General features: G+C 60.4%; 21 protein-coding genes and 1 other RNA gene. 8 read left to right on the top strand and 14 right to left on the bottom strand.

What is annotated here, in order from left to right:
- Nucleotides 1-130: 130 nt before the first annotated feature.
- Nucleotides 131-856, bottom strand: a complete 726-nt coding sequence (locus FOI68_RS00360; RefSeq protein WP_143862035.1) for a LytR/AlgR family response regulator transcription factor — start codon at nucleotides 854-856, stop codon at nucleotides 131-133.
- Complete coding sequence (locus FOI68_RS00355; RefSeq protein ID WP_143862034.1) at nucleotides 856-2,607, bottom strand: LytS/YhcK type 5TM receptor domain-containing protein; 1,752 nt, start codon at nucleotides 2,605-2,607, stop codon at nucleotides 856-858. The genes FOI68_RS00360 and FOI68_RS00355 overlap by 1 nt, the downstream gene beginning before the upstream one ends.
- 138 nt (nucleotides 2,608-2,745) lie before the next feature.
- On the opposite strand from FOI68_RS00355, the gene asnB reads away from it, so the two are divergent.
- Nucleotides 2,746-4,593 carry an asparagine synthase (glutamine-hydrolyzing) gene (gene asnB / locus FOI68_RS00350; protein WP_143862033.1) on the top strand — a complete coding sequence of 616 codons (1,848 nt, stop codon included), beginning with the start codon at nucleotides 2,746-2,748 and terminating at the stop codon, nucleotides 4,591-4,593.
- A gap of 27 nt (nucleotides 4,594-4,620) precedes the next feature.
- Here asnB and FOI68_RS00345 read toward each other — a convergent pair whose 3' ends face one another.
- Entirely contained in the window at nucleotides 4,621-5,184 is a 564-nt protein-coding gene (locus FOI68_RS00345; RefSeq protein WP_143862032.1) for a hypothetical protein, read from the bottom strand.
- A gap of 420 nt (nucleotides 5,185-5,604) precedes the next feature.
- An RNA gene (gene rnpB / locus FOI68_RS00340) (RNase P RNA component class B) lies at nucleotides 5,605-5,992 on the bottom strand.
- A 134-nt stretch (nucleotides 5,993-6,126) separates the two neighbouring features.
- Here rnpB and FOI68_RS00335 point away from each other — a divergent pair.
- A complete protein-coding gene (locus FOI68_RS00335) occupies nucleotides 6,127-6,435 on the top strand; it encodes an iron-sulfur cluster biosynthesis family protein (protein WP_065066153.1) in 309 nt (102 codons plus the stop codon).
- A gap of 14 nt (nucleotides 6,436-6,449) precedes the next feature.
- Nucleotides 6,450-6,980 (top strand): gamma carbonic anhydrase, encoded by a 531-nt coding sequence (locus FOI68_RS00330; protein ID WP_029099306.1) that lies wholly within the window; start codon nucleotides 6,450-6,452, stop codon nucleotides 6,978-6,980.
- A gap of 117 nt (nucleotides 6,981-7,097) precedes the next feature.
- Here the strand turns inward: FOI68_RS00330 and FOI68_RS00325 are convergent, their stop codons facing one another.
- The gene (locus FOI68_RS00325; protein ID WP_029099305.1) at nucleotides 7,098-7,778 is read right to left on the bottom strand and encodes a DUF1385 domain-containing protein; all 681 of its coding nucleotides are present in this window, start codon (nucleotides 7,776-7,778) and stop codon (nucleotides 7,098-7,100) included.
- A 78-nt stretch (nucleotides 7,779-7,856) separates the two neighbouring features.
- Here FOI68_RS00325 and yfkAB point away from each other — a divergent pair, with 78 nt between their 5' ends.
- On the top strand, nucleotides 7,857-8,972 hold the full coding sequence (gene yfkAB, locus FOI68_RS00320; protein WP_035298151.1) for a radical SAM/CxCxxxxC motif protein YfkAB: 1,116 nt from the start codon (nucleotides 7,857-7,859) through the stop codon (nucleotides 8,970-8,972).
- Between the two features lie 31 nt (nucleotides 8,973-9,003).
- Entirely contained in the window at nucleotides 9,004-9,258 is a 255-nt protein-coding gene (locus FOI68_RS00315) for an alpha/beta-type small acid-soluble spore protein (RefSeq protein ID WP_029099303.1), read from the top strand.
- A 103-nt stretch (nucleotides 9,259-9,361) separates the two neighbouring features.
- Here FOI68_RS00315 and FOI68_RS00310 read toward each other — a convergent pair whose 3' ends face one another.
- The 5 genes from FOI68_RS00310 to FOI68_RS00290 all read right to left on the bottom strand — a co-directional run bounded on the left by FOI68_RS00310 (nucleotide 9,362) and on the right by FOI68_RS00290 (nucleotide 13,644).
- On the bottom strand, nucleotides 9,362-9,868 hold the full coding sequence (locus FOI68_RS00310) for a hypothetical protein (protein WP_143862031.1): 507 nt from the start codon (nucleotides 9,866-9,868) through the stop codon (nucleotides 9,362-9,364).
- A 387-nt stretch (nucleotides 9,869-10,255) separates the two neighbouring features.
- Nucleotides 10,256-10,444 carry a hypothetical protein gene (locus tag FOI68_RS00305; RefSeq protein ID WP_143862030.1) on the bottom strand — a complete coding sequence of 63 codons (189 nt, stop codon included), beginning with the start codon at nucleotides 10,442-10,444 and terminating at the stop codon, nucleotides 10,256-10,258.
- Nucleotides 10,445-10,623: 179 nt separating this feature from the next.
- A complete protein-coding gene (locus FOI68_RS00300) occupies nucleotides 10,624-11,418 on the bottom strand; it encodes a carbon-nitrogen family hydrolase (protein WP_143862029.1) in 795 nt (264 codons plus the stop codon).
- 133 nt (nucleotides 11,419-11,551) lie between these two features.
- Nucleotides 11,552-11,836 (bottom strand): LysM peptidoglycan-binding domain-containing protein, encoded by a 285-nt coding sequence (locus FOI68_RS00295; RefSeq protein WP_029099299.1) that lies wholly within the window; start codon nucleotides 11,834-11,836, stop codon nucleotides 11,552-11,554.
- A gap of 275 nt (nucleotides 11,837-12,111) precedes the next feature.
- Entirely contained in the window at nucleotides 12,112-13,644 is a 1,533-nt protein-coding gene (locus FOI68_RS00290) for a fumarate hydratase (protein WP_035298157.1), read from the bottom strand.
- 284 nt (nucleotides 13,645-13,928) lie between these two features.
- On the opposite strand from FOI68_RS00290, the gene FOI68_RS00285 reads away from it, so the two are divergent.
- The 3 genes from FOI68_RS00285 (at nucleotide 13,929) to FOI68_RS00275 (ending at nucleotide 18,680) form a co-directional block, all read left to right on the top strand.
- Complete coding sequence (locus FOI68_RS00285) at nucleotides 13,929-15,863, top strand: LTA synthase family protein (protein ID WP_143862028.1); 1,935 nt, start codon at nucleotides 13,929-13,931, stop codon at nucleotides 15,861-15,863.
- Between the two features lie 111 nt (nucleotides 15,864-15,974).
- A complete protein-coding gene (locus tag FOI68_RS00280; RefSeq protein ID WP_143862027.1) occupies nucleotides 15,975-17,957 on the top strand; it encodes a beta-propeller domain-containing protein in 1,983 nt (660 codons plus the stop codon).
- Between the two features lie 36 nt (nucleotides 17,958-17,993).
- Entirely contained in the window at nucleotides 17,994-18,680 is a 687-nt protein-coding gene (locus tag FOI68_RS00275; RefSeq protein ID WP_029099296.1) for a tetratricopeptide repeat protein, read from the top strand.
- A 27-nt stretch (nucleotides 18,681-18,707) separates the two neighbouring features.
- On the opposite strand, the gene FOI68_RS00270 is transcribed toward FOI68_RS00275, so the two are convergent.
- The 4 genes from FOI68_RS00270 to FOI68_RS00255 all read right to left on the bottom strand — a co-directional run bounded on the left by FOI68_RS00270 (nucleotide 18,708) and on the right by FOI68_RS00255 (nucleotide 22,309).
- Nucleotides 18,708-19,400 carry an MBL fold metallo-hydrolase gene (locus FOI68_RS00270; protein WP_143862026.1) on the bottom strand — a complete coding sequence of 231 codons (693 nt, stop codon included), beginning with the start codon at nucleotides 19,398-19,400 and terminating at the stop codon, nucleotides 18,708-18,710.
- Nucleotides 19,401-19,489: 89 nt separating this feature from the next.
- A complete protein-coding gene (locus FOI68_RS00265; protein ID WP_370512094.1) occupies nucleotides 19,490-20,293 on the bottom strand; it encodes an ABC transporter ATP-binding protein in 804 nt (267 codons plus the stop codon).
- A 176-nt stretch (nucleotides 20,294-20,469) separates the two neighbouring features.
- A complete protein-coding gene (locus tag FOI68_RS00260; protein WP_143862025.1) occupies nucleotides 20,470-21,006 on the bottom strand; it encodes a hypothetical protein in 537 nt (178 codons plus the stop codon).
- Nucleotides 21,007-21,025: 19 nt separating this feature from the next.
- Complete coding sequence (locus FOI68_RS00255) at nucleotides 21,026-22,309, bottom strand: transglutaminase-like domain-containing protein (RefSeq protein WP_143862024.1); 1,284 nt, start codon at nucleotides 22,307-22,309, stop codon at nucleotides 21,026-21,028.
- Nucleotides 22,310-22,366 lie beyond the last annotated feature (57 nt).

Raw genomic sequence — 22,366 nt, 5'->3', positions numbered from 1 at the left:
GTGGCGCCCACTGGATTGTAAGCGCTTCCTTTAGTTTACAAAACAATTCCAATATTGCGTACATTTTTGCGCATCCTGCACAATCCCGTGCGCCACATGCACAAAACGAGGAATCAGCGCAGGGAAACATTTACCCTTCCAGCCGCTTCAGCAGGTCTTTGGCAGCCGTGCGGGAGACGGGTACGCGCACTTTTTTCGGCCCTTTCAGAATCAGGTTGTACGCCCCGTTGAACCACGGTTCCAGCTCGCTGACGTACTGCAGGTTGACCAGGTAGCTCTTGTGCGTGCGGAAAAAGGAATGGGCTTGAAGCTTCTCCTCCAACTGCTGCAGGGTCATTCGGGTGGTGTACACCTCCGTCTCCGTGCAGATCTGCACCACCCGGTCGTCCCGGACGGCGTACATGACGGCGGCCGGGTCGATCACCACCAGCCGGTTGTTCTCTTCCACGATCAGCTTGGAGACTTTTCCCGCGTGAGGCACAGGCGTCTCGGCGAGCCGCTTGCGCACGCGCTGCAGCGTTTCCCGCAGGCGGTGGGGTTCCGTCGGCTTCAGCAGGTAATCGACGGCATTCAGCTTGAACGCCTCCACCGCGTAGTCCTCATGGGCGGTTGAGAAGACCAGCAGCGGTCGATTCTTGCGCGCCGCCAGCATGCGCGCCGCCTGGTCCCCCTCCAGTTCCGGCATTTTGATGTCCAGAAACACCACGTCGGGGTTGTGCTCCTCCACCAGGCGCAGCAGTTCCCTGCCGTTGGCGGCACAGGGCAGGAGTTCCACGTCGCTTTCCTGCTGCAGCAGGTAGGCCAGCTCTTCCCGGGCCAGGTGTTCGTCTTCGGCAATCATGACGCGAATGCGCATCAGACATCCTCTCCTCCTCTGTGAGGTATGAAAAAGGTGATCCGGCAGCCGCCCTCCGGTTTGTTGGCGAAGCGCAGACGGGCGGACGGGCCGAGCAGGCTGACCAGCCGCTGGTTGACGTTGTAGACGCCGATCCCGTTTCCGTCGCGGCTCTCCAGCGGCATCGCGCCCAGCTTGTCCAGGATGGACGCGGGGATGCCTGCGCCGTTGTCTTCGATGACCACGGCCACCCGTCCTCCGTCCCGCTTCACGCTCACCTCGATCTCCCCGCCGCTGGGCTTGCCCCGCAGGCCGTGATGGATGCTGTTCTCCACCAGCGGCTGCAGCGTCCCCGGCGGGATCAGCGCATCTTCGACGCCGGCGTCCGCCTCGCAGCGGACGACAAACTGTTCCGCAAAGCGAATGTTGATGATCTCCAGATACGCGTTCAGGTGGTTCAGCTCCTGCCCGACGGTGACCAGGGGACTTGCGGTCAGCTTCAGGTTGAGGCGCATGAACACGCCGAGCTGGATCGTCATGTGCCGCGCCAGATCGGGATTGATCCGGATCAGGGTGACGATGGAATTGAGCGTGTTGAACAGAAAGTGCGGCTGTATTTGCGCCTGCAGCATCCGCAGCTCCGCGTCCTTCATCAGCCCCTTCATTTTCTCGGCCAGCGTCAGCGTGAGCTGGTTGGACAGCAGGTTGCCCAGCCCCTTGGCCAGGGCTTCCTGCACCTTGCCGATCTGTTGGGGACGGCGGAAATACAGCTTGATCAGCCCGACCACGCTGTCCCCTTCCCGGATCGGCACCACCACTGCCGCGTGCAGCGGACAGTGCTTTCGCTCGCAGGAGACGCTCTCCCGGGTAAGCCCCGTCTCGATGCCGCCGCTGACCATCGCCCGCCGGTCCAGCTCGCTCCCCACCGGCTCGCCGGGCAGGTGGTGATCCGCGCCGGCCCCGACGTGGGCGAGCAGGCGCTCCCGGTCGGTGACCGCCACCGCTGCCGCCTTCGCTTCCCGCAGCAGGAGCTGGGCGGCGGCTTGGGCCGTCTGCGGCGTCAAGCCCTGCTTGAGATGAGGCAGGATCCGCTCGGCGATGGTAAAGGCCCGCTCCGCTTCCGTCGCGGCGGAGCGCTCCTCCTCTTTCAGGGCGACGTGGATCATCGTGGTAAAAATGGCGATGGAGATGCTGTTGGTCAGCACCATGGGTATGCCGATCAGGTTGACGACGGTCCGGACCAGCTCGGGAGGGTGGGCGAAAATCAGCAGCAGCGACATTTGGATGATGGGGGCGAACATGCCGATAAACAGCGCCTTGGCGGGGGAGATCACCCGCTCCTGGGAAAAAAAGCGCGCCACGTAGCCGGCGAAGAGCCCGGTGATCGGCACGGAAAGCCCCGCCGGCCAGGCGGCAAATCCGCCCAGGCTGTACAGATGAGCCCCGGCGATCAAGCCTGCTCCCAGCCCCACCAGCGGCCCGCCCAACAGCCCGCCGATCACCACGCCCACCAGGGTGGAGTTGGCGATCGCTTCATGGGGCTGCAGCGAAAAAATCCAGAAAGCGGGGAGGTACGCCTCCTTTCGCACCACCACGCCCGCATAGGTGCCGGCCATCCCGAACAGGCCAAACAGCAGCGAATACGCGATCGACGTCCCGAGGTGAACGTCCCGGTCCAGCAGTTGGCGAAACAGCGGGATGCGCGTCAGAATAAAGGCGAGCGTAAGCAGAATCCCCATGCGCTCGATCAACAACAGCGTCAACTGTTCCACTGCGCCATCCCTCCGCAACTCGTTCCGTCTGTTAACAATTCCGCTTTCTCTTTCGCTTTCCCTGCTGGACAGACAACTCGGCTGGGCGCCCTGCATACCCTGGATGTGCAACGCTTCATGCGGGAAGGGTGATCGATAATGTGCGGAATTACCGGATGGGTTGACTGGGAAAAAGACCTTTCCCAGGAGAGAGCCACGATTGAAGCCATGACACAGACGCTGACCAGACGGGGACCTGACGACGAGGGGTACTGGCTGTCGCCGCGGGTCGCATTCGGACACCGACGGCTGTGCGTCGTCGACCCTGCGGGCGGCCGTCAACCGATGACGCGCGAACTGGGCGGACACGCCTATACCCTGATATACAACGGAGAACTGTACAACACGGAGGATCTTCGCCGGGAACTGCTGGTGAGAGGCCACGCGTTTCACTCCCACTCGGACACGGAAGTGCTGCTCGCCTCCTACATCGAATGGGGCAGCGAGTGCGTCCGCAAGCTGAACGGCATCTTTGCCTTCGCGGTCTGGAACGAACGGGAGCAATCCCTGTTTCTGGCCCGCGACCGCATGGGGGTAAAGCCGCTCTTTTACGCCAGACGGGGCAGCTCGTTTCTGTTCGGGTCCGAGCTGAAGGCGCTGCTGGCCCATCCGGCTGTAGAACCGGTCCTGTCCCGGGAAGGGATCGCCGAAATCTTTGCCCTCGGACCGGCCCGGACACCCGGACACGGCGTCTTTCACGACGTCTTCGAACTGCGGCCCGGCTGCCACCTGACCGTCACGCGCGAGCGCTTCGCCATCAAGCGGTACTGGCAGGTGGAGAGCCGCCCCCACACCGACGACGCGGAGCGGACCGCCAAAACCGTCCGGGAGCTCTTGATCGATTCGATCCAGCGGCAGTTGGTCGCGGACGTCCCGGTCGCCACGCTTCTCTCCGGCGGGCTGGACTCCAGCGCCATCACCGCGATCGCGGCCGAGGCGTTCCGACGCGAAGGGAGGGGGCCGCTGCATACCTATTCCATCGACTACGTGGACAACGATCGCCACTTCCAGGCGAACGCCTTCCAGCCCAACGCCGACGCCCCGTACGTGCAGAGGGTCTCCTCTTTCTTTGGCACCGTTCACCATGCGATCGAGTTTGACACGCCCGAGCTGGTGGATGCCCTGCGCACCGCCACGTACGCCCGCGATCTGCCCGGCATGGCGGACGTCGACGCGTCTCTCTACCTGTTTTGCCGCGAGATCAAAAAGGAAACGACGGTGGTCCTGTCCGGGGAGTGCGCGGACGAAGTGTTTGGCGGCTATCCCTGGTTCCACCGCGAAGAGCTGCTCCACGCCCGCACGTTCCCCTGGTCGCGGGCCATCGAACAGCGGGCCGCCTGGCTTTCGCCCGAACTGCGGGAGTGGGTGAAGCCGGAGGAATACGCGGCGCAGCGGTATGAGGAGACGCTTGACGAGGTGCCGCATCTGCCCGGCGAAAGTCCGCTGGAGGCACGCCGCCGCGAAATGTTTTACCTAAACCTCACCTGGTTCATGAACACCCTGCTGGATCGCAAGGACCGGATGAGCATGGCGGCCAGCCTGGAGGCCCGTGTGCCGTTTTGCGACCACCGGCTGGTGGAATACGTCTGGAACATCCCCTGGTCGCTGAAAATGTGGGGCAGCCGCGAAAAGGGCATCCTGCGCAAGGCACTGGAGGGCATCGTGCCCGACGACGTCCTGTACCGCAAAAAAAGCCCCTATCCGAAGACGCATAATCCCGCGTACACGGAAGCGACCCGCTCCTGGCTCCTGGAGATTCTGGACGATTCCTCCTCTCCCCTGCACCGGCTGATTGACACGGCAGCGGTCCGCCGGCTGGCCCTGGCGGACGCGAAAGCCTCGGACGTTCCGTTTTTCGGCCAGTTGATGAGCACTCCCCAACTGTTTGCCTACCTGGCACAAATGGATGTGTGGATGCGGGTGTATCACGTCACGATCCGGTCCTGACGGGAAAAAAGCTCCTCGACCCCAGCCTTACGGGGTCTTGAGGAGCTTCCTTTTCTTCCTGACGGCGGTCGGCTTCGCGGCCAGTTTGGCGGCCGGTTTGATGGTTGGCTTGGCAGCTGCCGCTGGCTTCGCCGGACAGGAGCGGTATCGGATATCGAACTCTCGGGCCGTGCGTTTGGCGATGGAAAAGGGGCTGGACGGCCCTGTGCGGACTAACCGGTAATCGATGCGAACGCGGGTGGCGCCACCGGTGAGAACGGCCCGGATCACTTTTTGATTGGGGCGATTTCGCACAATGCGCAGCGATTGGACCATGGTTGGGAGCGGAGGCACGTCCCCTGCCGGCACACACAGTTTGCCTTTGACGAGGCGCAGGTTCAGGTTGCACACCATCACCCGCGTCAGCCGTTTCCCCCAAAACCGACGAAAATACCGGGCAATTTTGCGTCGGGTGTTAAACCGGTCCGGAAGGGGGGTGTAGTCGACGCCGTTGACCGTGTAGACAACCTTGCGGCGCGGAGAGGACACCACCCTGCTCCAGACCTGTTCCGCCTGTTCGATCATGTTTCGGAAAAAGCGTTCGTGATCCAAGAAATCACCTCCTCCTAAACCCTATGGGGGAGGGCTTGTGCTAGTACGCCCGTTTGACCGCCTGTTTTTCCGACAAGAGCCGTCAGGCTGTCCGCTTGTCCTCCCCCCTGCTCGGGTGCCTGTCGAACCGGGAGGATGCGTTTCGGATATTCCGTCGGGAGCAGGTGAACGCTTCCAAAGAGTGAGCCGCCTTCCCCATCCACTGTTTTTTATTCGCCCTGTTCATCGATTATGTTGGGTGGAGAAAGGATGGGCGGGAACGTCCGCTCCTGTCGGCCGGCAGTACCGGCAGGCACGGACGCGGACGGATGCGGGCGGGAGGTTCCCGCAGCACGGTCTTCTCTGATGCGGGGGATGCGGAGAATGAAAAAAACCGTCTGGAAGCCAGACGGTTTTTGCGTGCGTCGTGATAGCAAGGAATGCTGTAAGCCAGGTTCTGTGTCTCCCGTGCTGCAAGCGGGGCTGTTCCCCTCGCACCAAGAGCGGTAGTCATCTATCTATGGCAGCCGAGGCCGCCATCCGTCCCTCCGTTCATTTCCTTCGGGACGGTTCCCCTACCAAATTTGGGTTTCTCGCTCGCAGGGTTTACCGCGTTCCATCTCCCCTGTCGCCAGGGAAGCTCCGTTTCTGTGGCACTTTCAGCGTACTCGGGTCTCAGGGAGAACCCTTTCCGCGCCGTCAGCGAAGCCGAAGCCTCACTGCCCTGGTTTGCACCAGGTACGAACACTCCAGGCATCTCAGCCTGGGCGAGCCTGGACTTTCCTCTACCGCCGACCGAAAACGGCCGCGGCAGCGACTACCCGCATTCCTTGCCATTACCGAATCAGTACCATTTAATTTAGCACATGCCGCAAGATCGGTCAACCCGAATCTAATGGCAAACGTGGCAAATTGTTAACATGACCCGCCTGTAGTACAATGGGGGACAAAGGAGGGCTGAGCGTGATCACCATTACCCCGACCGCTGCCGCCCGTCTGTCCGCGTTGATTGCGGAAGAGCGGGACGCCGACCGGCTGGGCATCAAAATCATCGCGACGACGTCGGGCTGCGGCAGTCTTGCGTACAGCATCGCCATCACGGAGGCGGGTCGCTTGGACAAATCGGTCGACGTGACCGGCATCCGTCTGTTTTACCGCGACGAAGAGAAGGAGCTGCTGAACGGGATCGTCGTGGACTTCGACCCGGTGACCGGCCGTTTTTCCCTCGCGCATTCCCGTCCGCCGCAGACCGGCTGCCCGCTATCTCATTGACAGGAGGGATTTTCATGCTGCTGCTTCCATTTGAAAATAGCGTTCCCCGAATTCACGAATCCGCATTCATCGCCCGCGGCGTGGTCATCTCCGGCGATGTGACCATCGGCGAAGACACCTCGATCTGGTACAACACCGTCATCCGCGGCGACATCGCTCCCACCGTCATCGGCCGCAGGGTGAGCGTTCAGGACAACAGCACCTTGCATCAAAGCCCCGGCAATCCGCTCATCCTGGAAGACGAAGTGACGGTCGGCCACAACGTCGTGCTGCACAGCTGCATCATCCGCCGCGGTGCCCTGATCGGCATGGGCGCGATCGTCATGGACGGCGCGGAAGTGGGCGAAGAAGCGATGGTGGCCGCCGGCGCGCTGGTTCCGCCGGGAATGAAGGTGCCGCCCCGCACCCTGGTGGTGGGCTCTCCCGCCAAGGTGAAGCGGGAACTGACGGAAGACGATTTCCGCGAGCTGCGCCGTATCCGGCAGTCTTATGTGGACAAGGGGAAAATCTACCGGAAGCTGGAGGAACAGCCGCTCAGCCGGTAAGTCGCAAAAGCCGCGTCTTGGCGGCTTTTTTTATTGGCAGATCGGGCCGCTTGCCCCACATCCGTTCGCAAAAAAGGCGCGTTCGTCAGGAACACGCCATTGTTTTCATGCCGCATGTCACGCCGCCCGCTGCTGTTCGCTGCTGCGGATATGCTCAAACAGGCGGTACGAGCGAATGGCTGTCTCCAGGTGCAGGCGGGCCGGTTCTTTTGTGGTCACATGACGTTGAAAAAAGGCCGACAAGCTGTAGATCAAGCGGCAGTACCTGCGCAGATGGCGGTCTCCTGCCGCGCCGACCAGCAGGCACGCGACGCCCGCCGCCACGCACCAGGGCAGCGCCGCAAACGGCAGCGCCAGCAAAAATCCGGCGAAGAACCACACCACCAGGTTGGTGGAGCAGCCGGCATTGACGATGTCGGCCTTGGCAATCTCTTTCCAGGACTCAAGCCGCTTTTCCCCCTGATAGCTGAAGACCTTGTGCTCCGCGCCGTGAAATTTTTTCAGCTCCCGCGGGAAGATGAAGTGAAATCCCGCCACATACACGGCCGCCCACCACGGATCGACCACGGCCAGACGCGGGAACGCCGCCGCAGCGATCACGTACAGGACGAGCGCCAGATGCAGCAGTTGATACGGCCAGGGGAAGGAAAAACAAATGCGAAGCCACATTTTGCCGATGGTCCGAAAGGTGATTTTTTCCGCCCAGAGGTGAATGACGCCGTCCTTCACTTCTGCGCAGGCCAGCACGTTCCGGTCGTGAAAAAAGACGCCGCGTCCAAAAGAAATGCCCATTATCATGTTGTTCGCTATTCTCCTTCCGCTCCCTAGTCAGTATAATTATATGAATGTACGTGTGTAATTGAAGGAGGTCTCACCATGATCCGCATGGTTCCAACCACACCACTGACTCCGCGGCACGACCCATGGGAGCCGCTTTTTAACGCGACGCCGCCCGCTTACAAGCTGACCAGCGTCGAATTGACCGTGACCAATCTGTGCAATCTCCGCTGCGAGCATTGTGCCGTCGGCGATACGCTGCGTTTCAAGGACGATCCCGCTCTGCCCGTCGACCTGATTCTGCGCCGGCTGGACGAAGCGGAAGACCTGCTTACTCTCAGTATAACAGGCGGGGAACCGATGTACAGCGAACGGACCGTGCGAGAGGTGATTCTGCCGATCCTGCGCTACGCGGCGGACCGCGGTCTGCGCACGCAGATCAACTCCAACATGACCCTGCCGTTCTCCCGGTACGAACAGATCCTGCCGTACATAGACGTGATGCACATCTCCTGGAACTGGTCTACGCCCGAGGAGTTCCTTGCTATTGTCTACGCAAAAAGCGGGCGTACGGTTTCACTCAAACAGGCGGAGCAGCAATTTGCCCTGATCGGGGAAAATGCGCGGAAACTGGCGGAGGCCGGCGTGTTTGTCTCTGCGGAGACGATGCTCAACACGCGGACGTGGAAGAAAATGGACATCCTGCACAAGCAGATTCAAGAGATGGGCTGCCGCCGTCACGAAGTCCATCCGATGTACGCCAGCGACTTTGCCCGCGATCTGCAGGTGCTGACACTGGATGAACTGCGCAGCGCGATTCACTCGCTCCTGGACGTGCGCAACGAAGAGGTGTGGATGCTGTTCGGCACGCTTCCCTTCTTCGCCTGCAGCCCGCTGGAAGCGGACCGGGAGCTGATCCGCCGCCTGCGGGAAGCGAAAAACGTCACCGTGCGCAACGACCCCGACGGCCGGAACCGCTTGAACGTCAACATTTTCACCGGCGACGTGATCGTCACCGACTTCGGCGACGTGGAGCCGCTCGGCAACATTCAGACCGACCGGCTGCAGACGATGTTTCAGCGCTGGCAGGAGCATCCGCTCAACCAGACCATCAACTGTCACTGCCCGGCGGTCAACTGTGCCGGCCCCAATCTGCTGGTTGCCAACACCTACTATCCCGACACCAACTTCAAGCAGCGTAAAGCGCTGGTCTGAACGGGCAGACTAGGGACAGAGGTGATGATGGATGAGCAGGCGCAGACGTCCCCTCGTCCCGCAGGCGCAACACGGGCTGGACCGGCTGAAAGCCCAGGCGGCCCGGGTGAACGAACCTGAGCAGGCCAAGTATGAAGTGGCGGAAGAGCTGAACATTCCCCTGACGAACGGCTACAACGGCCACCTCACCGCCCACGACGCCGGCCGGATCGGCGGTCAACTGGGCGGCAGCATGGTCAAGGAACTGGTGCGGATGGCCATGGAGCGGATGAAGTCGCGTCCGTGACCCTCGCCCGCATGTCAATCGCAGCGGAACCAGGGAAACGCGGAAAATGGCCGGCGGCATGAAAAAGGACGGGCGCTCCCCGTCCTTTTCGTGTGCAGACCGTTCATTTCATTGTTGTAAAATTACCGCCGAGATACTCTCCGGTTTCCGCATCATACATGCCGGTGGCCAAGCAGTTTTTGATGAGGCCGAAACGAGGATGTTCAAGCCCATTCGGATAATAGACCTGAACCGCCAAGACTACGCGATCTTTGGCGATTTCAGTGGAAACGGCGTCATCTCCCGCAAGTTTCACAAACTCCTCGTACGTCATGTACGCGGTCAGCTTCACTTCCGCGTTCTGTTCTTCCAAATAGTTTTCGTCAAGAACACTGCTTTTGGTGGCTTTGAAGGACTGGCTTTGCAAGCCCGATTGATCTGCGTTCCCTTTCAGAATGGGTTCGGGATTTTTGTTGAGCGGCTTACTGTCGGCTTTCACCTCCACGTTCGCATCTGAAGTGCCTGCGCCCTCGTTTCCGTCGCCTTGAAATGCGAACGCATAAGCACCGACCGATGCCACCAACACGAACGCGAGAGACAGCGAGTGTATCTTCTTGTTTATTCTGTTCACTCCTTCCCAGCTTTTTTACTCTTTGACGACAGCACAGACGAATTCGTTCCCGTTCGTTCTCAGAAGTTTTACTGGACGTAACTGTTGTATCCCATGAAGCACGCATTCCGCCCCCGGACCAGCGGCCGTTTCATTGACCGGTGTTGCTTGCAGAGCAGCCTGTTTCTGTAAAATGCGCACCGGTCCTTGGACGGTTGCTGCTGCTTCCGAGGCTTGCGTTCCGCCGATCTGCTGTTGGAAGTTTTGTGGCAGGCTCGGGCGCGGCGATCCCTTACCGCCGGCCGTGCTGCCGGCTGGCACGGTTGTTTCGTTGCCATCCCTCTTTAAAGTGGAAAAGGAACCGCTTGATGGTCGTCGCGGTTCCCCTGTGATTTTCGTATTGTGCGCTCAGCGCAGACGATCCAACTGCTTGGCTCTCGGCTTGCGCGGCCCGAGCATGGAGCGGCTGATGTCGTTTACCCTGTGGAAGGAATCGAACATCTGGTCGAGCACTTCCACCAGCTCGCGAATCTGCACCACTTTGCCGTAGACGCCGTCAAAATGGTGGCGAACCGATTTGCCGTTCAGTCGAAACATGACCGCACCTCCTTCTGTTCCTCTCTTATCACCCTATGCCAAATAGGCCCGAAAGGAAAATCGGATGGGGCGGTCGCAATCGCCCATTTTTGGTCCGCAGGCGTGCCGGTCAGATGTCCGACTGCTTGGAACACGTCACATCCCGGCCGCCCCCAGCCGCGATGCCGGACAAGGCCGGACTAAAGTTCGTACAGTTCGGTACGCCGATCGGCAAACACGGGAATCCGGCCCCGCACCTCGTCCACCAGCGCGAGGTCCAGTTCGGCGTAAACGATCTCCTCCTGCTGCATCCCTTCCGCGATCACTTCCCCCCACGGATTGACCACCATCGAATGGCCGCAGAAGGTGTTGCCGCCTCCCTCGCCGACGCGGTTGCAGGCGACGACGTACATCTGGTTTTCGATCGCGCGCGCAATCAGCAGTTGGCGCCAGTGATCCAGACGGGGGTGGGGCCACTGCGCGGGCACGCACATCACTTTGGCCCCTTTGAGGGCGTGGACGCGCAGCCACTCCGGAAAGCGGATGTCGTAACAGATGACGGAACCCGCCGTCTGTCCGTCCAGTATGTACAATCCGGGCTTCTCTCCCGCCGCCAGATACTTTTCTTCGTCCATCAGGCGAAACAGGTGGGTTTTGGAATAGCTCCCCGCCAGATTTCCTTCCCGGTCAAACACAAACGTGGTGTTGTAGACGCGTCCGTCCCTGCGTTCGGCAACGGAACCGCCGATGACATGGGCCTTTAGATACACGGCGGCTTCCCGCAGCAGCGCTTTTGCCCGTTCTCCGTTGTCGTCGGCGATCTCGTCCAGGCGGGTCAGATCGTACCCCGTGTCCCACAGTTCAGGCAAAACCACCAGATCCGGCTGCTGCTCCGCCTCCGCCAATTGGTTCACCAACCTGCGCACCGTTGCCGCGTTCAGGTCCGGCCGGCCGAAAGCGATATCCATCTGCAGCAAGGCAACATTCCACTTCATGCGTTTCCCCCCTATCTGTATTGTCTTTATCGTAGCTTTCCACTACCTGGAGTTCAAGCATAATGTCTATTGGCGCAGGCTTCCGGCGCGAAAAAAAATCCCGAGGAAGCTCCTCGGGAGACGAACGGGTCGTTTACGTGCGGGGGCGCGGGCGGCCTTCCAGACGGGAAACGCGCACTTCCAGGCGGTCCACGCGGCGGTCCAGATCGCGTACCTGTCCCTCCAGGCGGCGCAGGCGGCGGTCCACGTCATCACGCGGCGGTGTCGGCGTCTCGCGGATCGGAATGAAAAGCGTCTGTCCAATGTAGATATAGTACGGAGGCTGGAGGTTGTTGGCGCGGATCAGTTCCTGCACCGACACTCCAAAGCGGGCGGCGATGGAATTGAGCGTGTCACCGGGTCGGACTACATAATTCACGCATGACCAACTCCTTTTGGGGTTCTGATTCGTTATTAACCTATGCCCGCCCGCGGAGCGAGGAAATAAACCAATACCCATTTTCGCCAGATTGGTCAAACACCCATGAAATTCGCCGTGACAGGCTCCGCCCATTCACGGCTCCCAGCCGGACGAACGTTTGCGGCGAGGCGGCGGGTGACGGTTGCGCCGCAGAACAGCCCCCCTGTCACGGGTGAAAAAAACCTTTGGCCCCGCAGCGGGTGACCAAAGGTTTTTTGTGCGTGTATCCGTTTTTATTTGAAGACCGGCTCGGCAAACTGCGCCAGCTTTTCCTTCGAGCTTTTTTCCACGTCGGCGTGCAGGCTGTTGCCGTGCGCATCCATCGTGACGATGGCGGCAAAGCCCTTGACGCGCAGGTGCCACATCGCTTCCGGAATGCCGAACTCCATAAAGTCGACGCCTTCCACTTCTTCAATACAATCGGCGTAGTACTGGGCCGCACCGCCGATCGCATTGAGGTAGACGGCACCGTGTTCCTGCAGCGCCTTCAGCGTTTTGGCTCCCATGCCGCCTTTTCCGATGACGGCGCGGATGCCGAATTTCTTGATGATGTCGCCTTGGTACGGCTCCTCGCGAATCGACGTGGTCGGACCGGCTGCCTTCACGTGCCACTTGCCCGCTTCGTCTTTCAGCATCACCGGACCGCAGTGGTAGATGATGCCGCCGTTCAGGTCGACCGGGCAGTCGTGATCCATCAGGTACTTGTGCAGGGCGTCGCGTCCCGTGTGCATCAGGCCGTTGATGATGACCACGTCGCCCACTTTCAGGCTGCGGATCTGCTCTTCCGTGATCGGTGCCTCCAGCACCACTTCGCGGCGTTCGCCGGCTGGCTGCTCGATGGCGGCCGGCGTCATGTCCATGGGGACCTCTTCGTCCTTGTACAGGTAGCGGATGATCTCGCCCGTCTCCGCGTTGAGGCGCACGCCCTGACGGCGGAACGCCCAGCAGTTGTAGGCAACGGAGACGAAGAAGCTGGCCGGCAGGCGGTTTTCCACGCCGATTTTGCAGCCGAGGAGCGTGGAATTGCCGCCGAAGCCCATCGTCCCGATCCCCAGTTGGTTGGCCGCTTCCATGATGTAATTCTCCAGTTCGGCCAGGGTCGGGTTGGGGTTGACGTCGTCGACGCGGCGGAACAGTTGGTGCTTGGCCAGCGCGTAACCGGACGTCCGGTCGCCGCCGATGCCGACGCCGATGAAGCCGGCACTGCAGCCCTGTCCTTGTGCCTGGTAGACGGCGTGCAGGATGCACTTGCGAATGCCGTCCAGGTCGCGGCCCGCCTTGCCGAGCCCCTCCAGTTCACAGGGGAGCGAGTACTGGATGTTCTTGTTTTCGCAGCCGCCCCCCTTGAGGATCAGTTTGACTTCGATCTCGTCTTCTTCCCACTGTTCAAAGTGAATGACCGGCGTACCCGGTCCCAGGTTGTTTCCGCTGTTTTCACCGGTGAGGGAGTCCACGGAATTGGGACGCAGTTTCCCGGTTTTGGTCGCTTCGGCAATTGCTTCGTGAATCGCCTTTTTGATCACCAGTTGATTGACGCCGACCGGCGTTTTGATTTCAAAGGTTGGCATGCCGGTATCCTGGCAGATCGGCGAGACGTTTTCCTCCGCCATCGTGATGTTTTGCGCAATGGTGGACAGAGACAGAGCGGCACGGGTGCCCATATCTTCTTTCGCTTTCGCGGCGTTGATCGCGCGGCGCACGTCCGGCGGCAGATTGGTGGACGTCTCCGTGATCAGTTCCAGAATGCTTTGCTTTAGCTTTTCCATCTATGTCGCCCCTTTTTGACCAAGTGGTGTGCGAGGTATCGTAAACCGCCTCTTATTATATCACACCCGCTCCCCTCTGTCCGTAGAATGTATGCACTTGCAGAGAGGTTCGAAAAAATCCAGGAATTTTATTTGGCTTGTGAATCGGCGCAAAGGGGATTATCATGTCAAGAGGGGATGATCCGCAGAAAGGGTTCGCACTAGAAAAAAGGATGAACAGCGAATTTGGAAGAATATGTTAAACATGAGGACAAGGTTTGTTCAGAGAGTGGAGAGGTAGGGTCATGAAAGGAAAACAGCTTGTACGAAACATCACCTTCTTGCTCCAGGCGAAGATCGACTTCATCCTGCTCGTCGCCATCTTTGCCTGGAAAGTGCCGTTGTTTTACCGCATCGTCAACATGAATCTGGACGGCACCGTGTACGCCATTTCCCTGTTGGTCGTGGCAAGCCTGTTGATCTGCCGCAACGCGTTTCCGTTTGCCTTCCGGTTTGCGTATGTGATGCTGGTCGACCTGGTTTTGAGCACGCTGATGTTTATCGATTCCATTTACCACAGCTACTTCCACGACGTCACGTCGATCAGCCTGCTGCGCCAGATCGGGCAGGTCAACGAAATCAGCGGCAGCATCTGGACGCTGGCGGACGGGAAGTATCTGCTTTATTTTGTCGACATTCCGCTGCTCATCCTCTTGTACCGTTTCAAGATGAAGCAGATGCTGTCTGCGCATCGCGGACCGGTCTGGAAAACGGCAAGCCGGATCTTCGCCATGGCGATCGTGTTTCTCTTGGTGTTCGGTTCCACCTTCAACATCGAGCGGACGCTGGCGAAGGTGCCTTCCCTGCTGGACTCCCGCTATTCCAACAAGGCGGTCCTGCAGGAATTGGGCATTTACCACTATCACCTGTTTGACATCTATCAATACGTGAACCGCGCCCTGAAGAACCGAAAGGCCACACCCGAAGAGATCAACGACGTGAAGACATGGTTTGCCGCCGAAAACGGCAAATGGCAGCCCGGCCCGCTGTTCGGAAAGGCGAAGGGGCAAAACCTGATCGTCATCCAGGAAGAATCGCTGCAGGCGTTTGTCGTGAATCTGAAGGTAAACGGTCAGGAAGTGACGCCCAATCTGAACAAGCTGGTCCGCGAAGGCGTCTACTATCCCAACTACTACGACCAGACGTACCACGGCCGCACGTCCGACGGCGAATTTACGTCGCTTGTGTCGCTGTACCCGTCTTCGGTTCCCGGCAGCATTTACTTTAACTTTGTCGAAAACGAGTTTGATTCGCTGCCCAAGGCGCTCAAGCGGGAGGGGTACACCACCTTTTCGGCGCACGCCTACGCCGGCTCCTTTTGGAACCGCGCGGTGATGCACCGCAAGCTCGGTTTCGAACAGTCCATGTTCATGGAGAATCTGGAAGACGGCGAAAAGGTCGGCTGGGGCTTGTCGGACCGGGACTTCTTCAAGCAGATGAACGAAAAGCTGACGGAACTGCCGCAGCCGTTCTTCGCCTTCCTGATCTCGCTCTCCAACCACCATCCGTTCAACGAAGTGCCGGCCGCCTACAAAACGCTTCAGTTGGGCGAGCTGGAAGGAACGATGATGGGGGATTACCTGCATTCCGTTCACTATGCGGATCAGGCCCTCGGCGAATTTATCGAATCGCTGAAAAAAAGCGGACTGTACGACTCCTCCGTGCTGGCCGTGTACGGCGACCACGACGCCGGTCTGCCCGACGCGGAACTGGCGCGCATCGGCATCCGGCCGCAGTACGACAAGCAGTACGACAAGGTGCCCCTGGTGATTTACAGCTCCGCCTTGGGCAAGAATAACGGGACCGTCGATGAACAGGTTGCCGGCCATCTGGATTTGACCCCTTCGCTCCTGTACCTGTTGGGCGTTCCCCAGGAAGGCCATTACTTCATGGGGCAGCGTCTCTTCGATGTCCCCTCCGGCAGCAACAAGCAGGTGGTCTTCCGGGACGGCTCCTACGTGACGCAGAACCGGGTGTTTCTGGTCCAGAACGGCCTGTGGGAGGAGGGCCAGTATCTGGACAGAACCAGCGGCAAACCGGTCGACGGACAAGGGGCGCAGGAAACCACGCTGGCGGCGCAAAACCGGCTGCGCATCTCCGATTTGATCCTGGAGAGCAACCTGATCCCCGCTTTGCAGAACGGCACGGCGGCGGTCACCGACAGAAATCCTCCGCAATAACCCGGCACACGTGCAAACCCGGCACGCCTGCCGGGTTTTTTGCCGTCTTCGGACGGCGCTGAAACATTTTCGTCGAGCTGCCGTCTTATGAGTATCGAAAGGGGGATCTGCATGAAAAAACCCATCGCGTGGTTCTTGGCCGGCGCCCTCCTGTTTGCGGCCGTGCCTGCCTTTGTCGCCGCCGTCGGGATCGGCGACGAAGAGGCGGCCGCCGCCGGCACAGACGAGCTGCCGGTCGTCGGTTCGTACGACCATCTGAAGAAGCTGCTGAAAACCAATTGGCAGCAGCGCGCCTACCTCTACCCCACCAGAGACTTGGCCATGGAAACACAGAGCGCGGCGTCCGCGGCCCCTCCCGTCGCGGGCGGCAGCACCGGCAGGAACGCCGCCTATTCCACGACCAACGTCCAGGTGCAGGGCGTCGACGAAGCGGACGTGGTCAAGACGGACGGCACCTATCTGTATCAGGCGACACCGGACGACGTGCGGATCATCCGGGCCGCTCCCGCGAGCCACATGAAGCTGATGAGCCGTCTGACGTACGAGGACGGCCAGTTCGACCCGCTCGAAATCTATGTGGACGAGAAGCGGCTGATCGTGATCGGCCACTCGAACGCTCCCGCGCTGCGCGGCGATTCCCGCCTCGCCGCTCACGTGCCGGTGACGGTGCAGGCGCTGGTGTACGACATCGGGGACAAGGAGCATCCGAAGCTGACGCGGCGGCTGGAACTGGACGGCCAGTACCTCTCCTCCCGCAAAATCGGCTCCAGCCTCTACCTGACCGCCAACAAGCGGATCGATCCCTACCTCATCCTGGAACAGAAGGAAGAAGCGCCGGGACCGGTCTATCGCGACAGCGTCCGGGGTGACGGCTACCGGACCGTCCCCTATCAGGAGATCCGCTATTTCCCGGAGGCGCTCCAACCGGATTACCTGCTGGCAGCGGGCGTCAACCTGGACGATCCCCGCCAGCCCATGTCGGTGCACGCCTATCTGGGCGCGGGCGAAAACATATACGCCTCTCCCGGCAATCTGTACGTCGCCGTCACCGAACAGCCGGCTCCTGCCCGGGACGTCAAACCGTTCGAGCGGGCGCTCCTGCCCCGACCGCTGCCGCCCGACAACGCGAGGACGGCCGTGTACCGGTTTGCGCTGAAAGACGGCGCGCTGTCCTTTACCGGCAAAGGTTCGGTTCCCGGCCGCATCCTCAACCAGTTCTCCATGGACGAACACGGCAAGCACCTGCGGATCGCCACCACCAGCGGCGATGTCTGGCGCACGGACGAAGGCATCTCGAAAAACAACCTGTACGTGCTGGACGACCGGTTGAACGTCACGGGCAAGCTGGAAGGCATCGCGCCGGGGGAACGCATCTACTCGGTCCGCTTCATGGGCGATCGGGCGTACATGGTCACGTTTAAAAAAGTGGACCCGCTGTTTGTCATCGACCTGAAGAAGCCCAGCGCTCCCGCTGTTTTGGACGCGCTGAAAATCCCCGGCTACAGCGACTACCTGCATCCCTACGATGAACACCACATCATCGGCTTCGGCAAGGATGCGGTCGCTGACAAGGAATGGGCCTACTACCAGGGGATGAAAGTGGCGCTATTCGACGTCACGGACGTGAACAACCCGAAAGAGACGTTCAAGACGGTGATCGGCGATCGCGGCACGGACTCGGATCTGCTGTCCAACCACAAGGCCCTGCTCTTCTCCCCGGAGAAGCACCTTCTCGCCTTCCCGGTTACGGTGCGGGAGCTGACGGACGCGCAGAAGACAGCCGGCGATTTCCGCGAGTACGGGCGGTTTGCTTTCCAGGGGGCGTACGTCTACCGGCTGGATCTGCAGCACGGCTTTACGCTTCGCGGCAGGATCACCCACCTGAGCGCGGCGGATTACAAGCAGGCCGGCGACGACTGGTACGAGAGCGAGAAAAACGTGCAGCGCATCCTCTTGATCGGCGATACGCTGTACACCGTATCCCGGGCTGCCGTCGAGGCCCACGACCTCTCCACGATGCAGAAGCTCGGCGGCCTTCCCCTTTTCCAATCGCCGCAAACATCTGTCACGCCTGCGGGATCTGTGCTAAGATGAAGAGGAGATGCAGCAGAGAGAAAGGGTGTCAACCGCTTGGAATACTTTGACTTGAACGTGACTTCGACACTGTCTGGCGTGGCGGCCGTGCTGCTCGTGGCCTTCCTCAGGCTCCACTGGCCGTTTCGCTTTCAATACATCGGCAATCTGTACAAGCGCCATCCGGAAAAGCGGATGCGCTGGCTGGACGCCTCCTATCGGCGAAACCGCTCCCGTTCCGTGGCGATGCTGGACAAATCGACCCACGAGATCATGGCCGGCAATTACGAACTGGCGGAAAAGTACATCGTGCAGGGGCTGAACGTCTGCAAGGAACAGCCGTCCCTGTTTAACCAGGCGTTGATCCACTACCTGTTTTACAATCTGGCCTTCGTCTACTTCAGCCTCGGGCGGTACAGCGAGGCCCTGGAAATCGCGTTTCGCGTCTATCAGCGCGACCACGGCATGACCGACTCGCTCGGCGTGATCGCCTGCTCCCACGCCCGGCTGGGCGAGATCGACAGCGCGCTGGAAGCCTTCCGCCTGATCGACGGCAGGCGCTCGGCACGCGACTGGAAGCTGTTTTGCCTGGCCGAAATCGAAGCGGCCAAAGGCAACTACGAGCGGGCCATCACCCACGTGCACCAGTTGATGACGCATGCCGGCGTCTCGCTCTGCCTGAACCGGGCCGAGCTGGAAAAGCGGTTGCAAGAATGGACAAAAGCCTCTACCCAAGCCGGGTGAGGCTTTTGTCTTGCGCTTGAAGGCGCTTTACGGCTGGCGGGCCAACGCAATCAGTTCCTGCAGAAACGGAGCGATGTCCCCCGCGAGAACGGTGCCGTGACCGGTGGCGAGCCGCTCAATCGGCCAGCCGAGCAGCATTTCCAGGCCTTCCGCCATGCCGGCCGCCTTCTCGGGCTCCTGCTCTTTCCAGCGAAGGAGAAACTGCCGCCACGATTCCCGCAGTTCCGCCCCGTAGTCGACCACCCGTTCCGCCGGCCTGGCAAAAAAGCTGAGGTGATCGCCGACAAAACAGACTTTGGTATCGGGGTCAAAAAAAGCGACGGAGCCTTCGGTATGAAACGGAAGATGGCGGAATTGCAGAAGCGGCAGGTCCCCGCCGGAACCGGTAAACGTATGTCCGAACAAGGTTTGGGAAAAATCGTCCAACTCGTAGTAGTCGTCCAGGTGAATCCAATTGTGACGGGAGGGGAACAGGTCGGCGTTACCGATGTGGTCAGCGTGTCGGTGCGTGAAGTACACGTAACCGATCCGCTCCGGCTTGACTCCAATCTCCGCAAGCGCCTGCTGAAAATAGGGGCGGTGCTTGCGCAGATGGGAGTCAATCAGCACGAACGCGTCGTTTTTGGCGATGACGTAGCTGTTGATGTAGCTTTTCCAAGCTTCTTCATAGGTGAGAATCGCCCAGGTGGATTCGGCAATCAGCGCGGTAACATTGGTCAAGCCTCCATCTCTCCTCTCCTTCCGAAAATGTATTTCATTCTACCTCGTATTATACACGAATGCGGAGAGGCATGCGGCTGAAAAAGCGGCTAACGGGCGGACGCCGGCTCCGCCAGGCTGACCCAGGTTCTCCCCTGTACCTGCCGAATCGCGATCGGCACCCCGAAGAAGCGGCTCAGTTCGGCTTCCGTCAAGACGTCAACCGTGCGCCCCGCCCGATCCACTTCGCCGTTTTTCAGCAGCAGGGCATGCGTGAAGCACGGCAGAATCTCTTCGATGTGATGGGTGACGTACAAGAGCGTGGGACCGTCCGGCTGGCGGGCGATCCGGTCGATCATCTCCAGCAGTTGTTCCCGCGCCAGCAGGTCGAGACCGGTACACGGCTCATCCAGAATCAGGAGGCGCGGCGAAGCCATCAGCGCCCGCGCGATCAGCACCTTTTGCCGTTCTCCCTGGGAAAGCGTCCGGTACGGGCTGTGGATGAGCGATGCACAGCCAAACATCTCCAGCAGCTCTGCCGCTTTTTGCAGATCTTCCTCCTCCGGCGCGGTGTACAACCCGATGGTCGCCTCCCTCCCGCTGAGGACGACCCGCTGTGCCGTCTCGTGTTCGTGCAGACGGGCCATCAGCGCGGAGCTGACCCAGCCGATGGATTTTCGCACCTCGCGGAGGTCCACCGTGCCGTACCGCTGGCCCATTACGGAGACCTGCCCCGTCGTCGGCCAGACGTAGCCGCAGATGATGTTGAGCAGGCTGGTCTTGCCGGAGCCGTTCTGCCCCACCAGACACCAGTGCTCCCCCTGTTTCACCTGCCAATCAATCCCACGCAGGATATACCGGTCCTCTCGCTGCCAGGAAACGTCCCGCAGTTCGATGGCCAGTTGTTCGTTCATCTCTCTCCACTCCTTCTGCGAAAAATTGCGACTATTATGAGTATACTAGGAGCCGGGCGGAATGGCACGGATTTCTTTCCGCCGGGTGCAGGGAACGGCTGCCATCCGGGAAAGGCAAAACAGCCCTCCCGGCAATGAGGGCTGCGGGATGGCTGTTTCTGGCGGCTGCCGGCTTCTCAGACCAGTCCGCTGTTTTCCAGGCGGGTGTGCTCCGGTCCCTGCGGCGCTTCCCTGATAAACCGTTCGTAGGGCAGATAAACCGCCAAAAAGAGCGTAAAGGCGTAGAGCAGCATCTCCACCACTTCCAGAAAACTGGTGACGAATCCGGTGCCGTTCAAAAGCTCGGCCGTGTAAAACAGCCAGGGAACCAGCCAGGTGGTCACGCATGCGGCGGTCCCAACCTTGAACGGCGCCTGCTTCACCTTTTTTCCCGACAGGTGAACAATAAGACTGAATGTCACGAAATGGCACAGCACATTGAGCAGGGTCATCACCAGTTGACCGGTTTGCTCGGGCGGAAGCGAGGCGGCCTGCCACAGCGACACCAGCAGCGGCTTCAGGGCGGGCTCGACCGTTCGGAACGCCAGCACGCACAAGGTAAACAGCAGGGAACTGAGGACAACCCCCAAGAGCGAATACTGAACCCATTTGCCCCAGGCCATCTTCCCTTCGCGGTTCCACTGCTGCTTCATCAAACTGAACGACATTTTCACAACGACGGCCCTCCCTGGGTTAGAAAAGTTGAAGGCTTGCAAACAGACTCAACGCCATCAGGACAGCAAACAGATACGTCACCCAATACGCTTCCCGCCGCAGGATCAGCGTCAGCAGCAGCAGGGTAAAGAAGGCGGTGCTGAGGGTATTGAGCCACTCCAGCCGCATGTGAAACAGCGACAGTCCGTGGTAGGAAAACAAACAGAGGAAAAACAGCGCAAACGACATCCGCTTGATCCACAGCGATGCGGCGGCCCCGAACGCGGTTTCGCTCACCTGCCAGGTCCCCATGTAATCCGCCACGCTGGCCGGCTCGGGCTTGCCGGCGAATCGGACATATGCCGGCTGCAGGTAGGGCGCGGTCCCCTGCTGGGAGCGGTAGCCCCAGGCCAGCATTTCTCCCCCGACCATGAACGACTGGTAGCCCGCGGGGACGGGCGGCTGGGTGTCGTCCGGGTAGGCGGGGATCAGCGGAAGGCTGCTGTCGAAGCTGAAGATGACCCGCTTGCCCTCCAGGCTGCCGAAATAGCGGCGGCCTGAGCTTCTCGTCCCGTAGCGGGTGACGAACGCGAGCTGCTTCAGCGGATTTTTCATCGCGGCGGCTACACTGGCATCGACCGGAATCCAGCCGACCCCGTCGACGAAAAACTCGTTCCACGCATGCGCCTGGAACTTGCCTGCCGCCCAGGCGCCGATCACCGTCCGGCAGGGAATGCCCAACGCCCGGCAATAGGCTGCGAACAAAAAGGAAAACTCGCCGCAGTCCCCTTTTTTGTGGCAGCGCATCGCCAGCGCGCCCCGTTCCGTCGGCGGCCAGTGATAGCGGTAGTGGGCGACGATGTGGTCAAACAGTCTGCGCGCCTGTTCGATCGGCTCGCGGGCGTCGCCGACGATGCGCAGCGCTTCGTCGCGAATGTCTTCGTTCACCGGCACGAGCGGCGTGGAGCGCAGGTAGAACTGCCGCTCCTCATCCGTCAGCACCGCCGCCCCGGCCGTTTCGCCGTCCGTCTGGTCCTCCGCCGTTTTTGCGGGAACAAGCCTGGTCTCGTACGCGTCAAAGGAAAACGAGAGCACGACCCGCTGCCCGGTTCCCACTTCGTAGTAGGCGAGCGGGTTTCCGGTCGGCAGCAGAGCCGTTTCCCGCGGAGTCGTCTGCGACAGGATGCGGATGCTGCGCTGCGTCATACTGGGTGCGGGCAGGGCCAGCCACAAGTCCACCTGCGAACGCTGCCGATTGTCGTACGTGTAGTCGACGCGATACGTTTTTGTCTTCTTGTACACGAGCTGATACCGCTGTTCCATAAAAGCCCTCCTTTTCTCCTGCTGCGCTCTTGCCGTTTGCGAACGAGGCAGTATCAC

Source organism: Brevibacillus sp. LEMMJ03, from assembly GCF_007197875.1.
Taxonomy (GTDB): Bacteria; Bacillota; Bacilli; order Brevibacillales; family Brevibacillaceae; genus Brevibacillus; species Brevibacillus thermoruber.
Note: the sequence above shows the minus strand (reverse complement) of the source record. Positions and strands in the feature narration are given on the sequence as shown.

Bases quoted from the DNA above. Each gene is read 5' to 3' on its own strand.
- FOI68_RS00315 (WP_029099303.1), top strand. From the start codon at position 9,004: ATGAGCAGGCGCAGACGTCCCCTCGTCCCGCAGGCGCAACACGGGCTG.
- FOI68_RS00300 (WP_143862029.1), bottom strand. From the start codon at position 11,418: ATGAAGTGGAATGTTGCCTTGCTGCAGATGGATATCGCTTTCGGCCGG.
- yfkAB (WP_035298151.1), top strand. From the start codon at position 7,857: ATGATCCGCATGGTTCCAACCACACCACTGACTCCGCGGCACGACCCA.
- FOI68_RS00360 (WP_143862035.1), bottom strand. From the start codon at position 856: ATGCGCATTCGCGTCATGATTGCCGAAGACGAACACCTGGCCCGGGAA.
- FOI68_RS00265 (WP_370512094.1), bottom strand. From the start codon at position 20,293: ATGAACGAACAACTGGCCATCGAACTGCGGGACGTTTCCTGGCAGCGA.
- FOI68_RS00330 (WP_029099306.1), top strand. From the start codon at position 6,450: ATGCTGCTGCTTCCATTTGAAAATAGCGTTCCCCGAATTCACGAATCC.
- FOI68_RS00280 (WP_143862027.1), top strand. From the start codon at position 15,975: ATGAAAAAACCCATCGCGTGGTTCTTGGCCGGCGCCCTCCTGTTTGCG.
- FOI68_RS00325 (WP_029099305.1), bottom strand. From the start codon at position 7,778: ATGATAATGGGCATTTCTTTTGGACGCGGCGTCTTTTTTCACGACCGG.
- asnB (WP_143862033.1), top strand. From the start codon at position 2,746: ATGTGCGGAATTACCGGATGGGTTGACTGGGAAAAAGACCTTTCCCAG.
- FOI68_RS00255 (WP_143862024.1), bottom strand. From the start codon at position 22,309: ATGGAACAGCGGTATCAGCTCGTGTACAAGAAGACAAAAACGTATCGC.
- FOI68_RS00305 (WP_143862030.1), bottom strand. From the start codon at position 10,444: ATGTTTCGACTGAACGGCAAATCGGTTCGCCACCATTTTGACGGCGTC.
- FOI68_RS00285 (WP_143862028.1), top strand. From the start codon at position 13,929: ATGAAAGGAAAACAGCTTGTACGAAACATCACCTTCTTGCTCCAGGCG.
- FOI68_RS00290 (WP_035298157.1), bottom strand. From the start codon at position 13,644: ATGGAAAAGCTAAAGCAAAGCATTCTGGAACTGATCACGGAGACGTCC.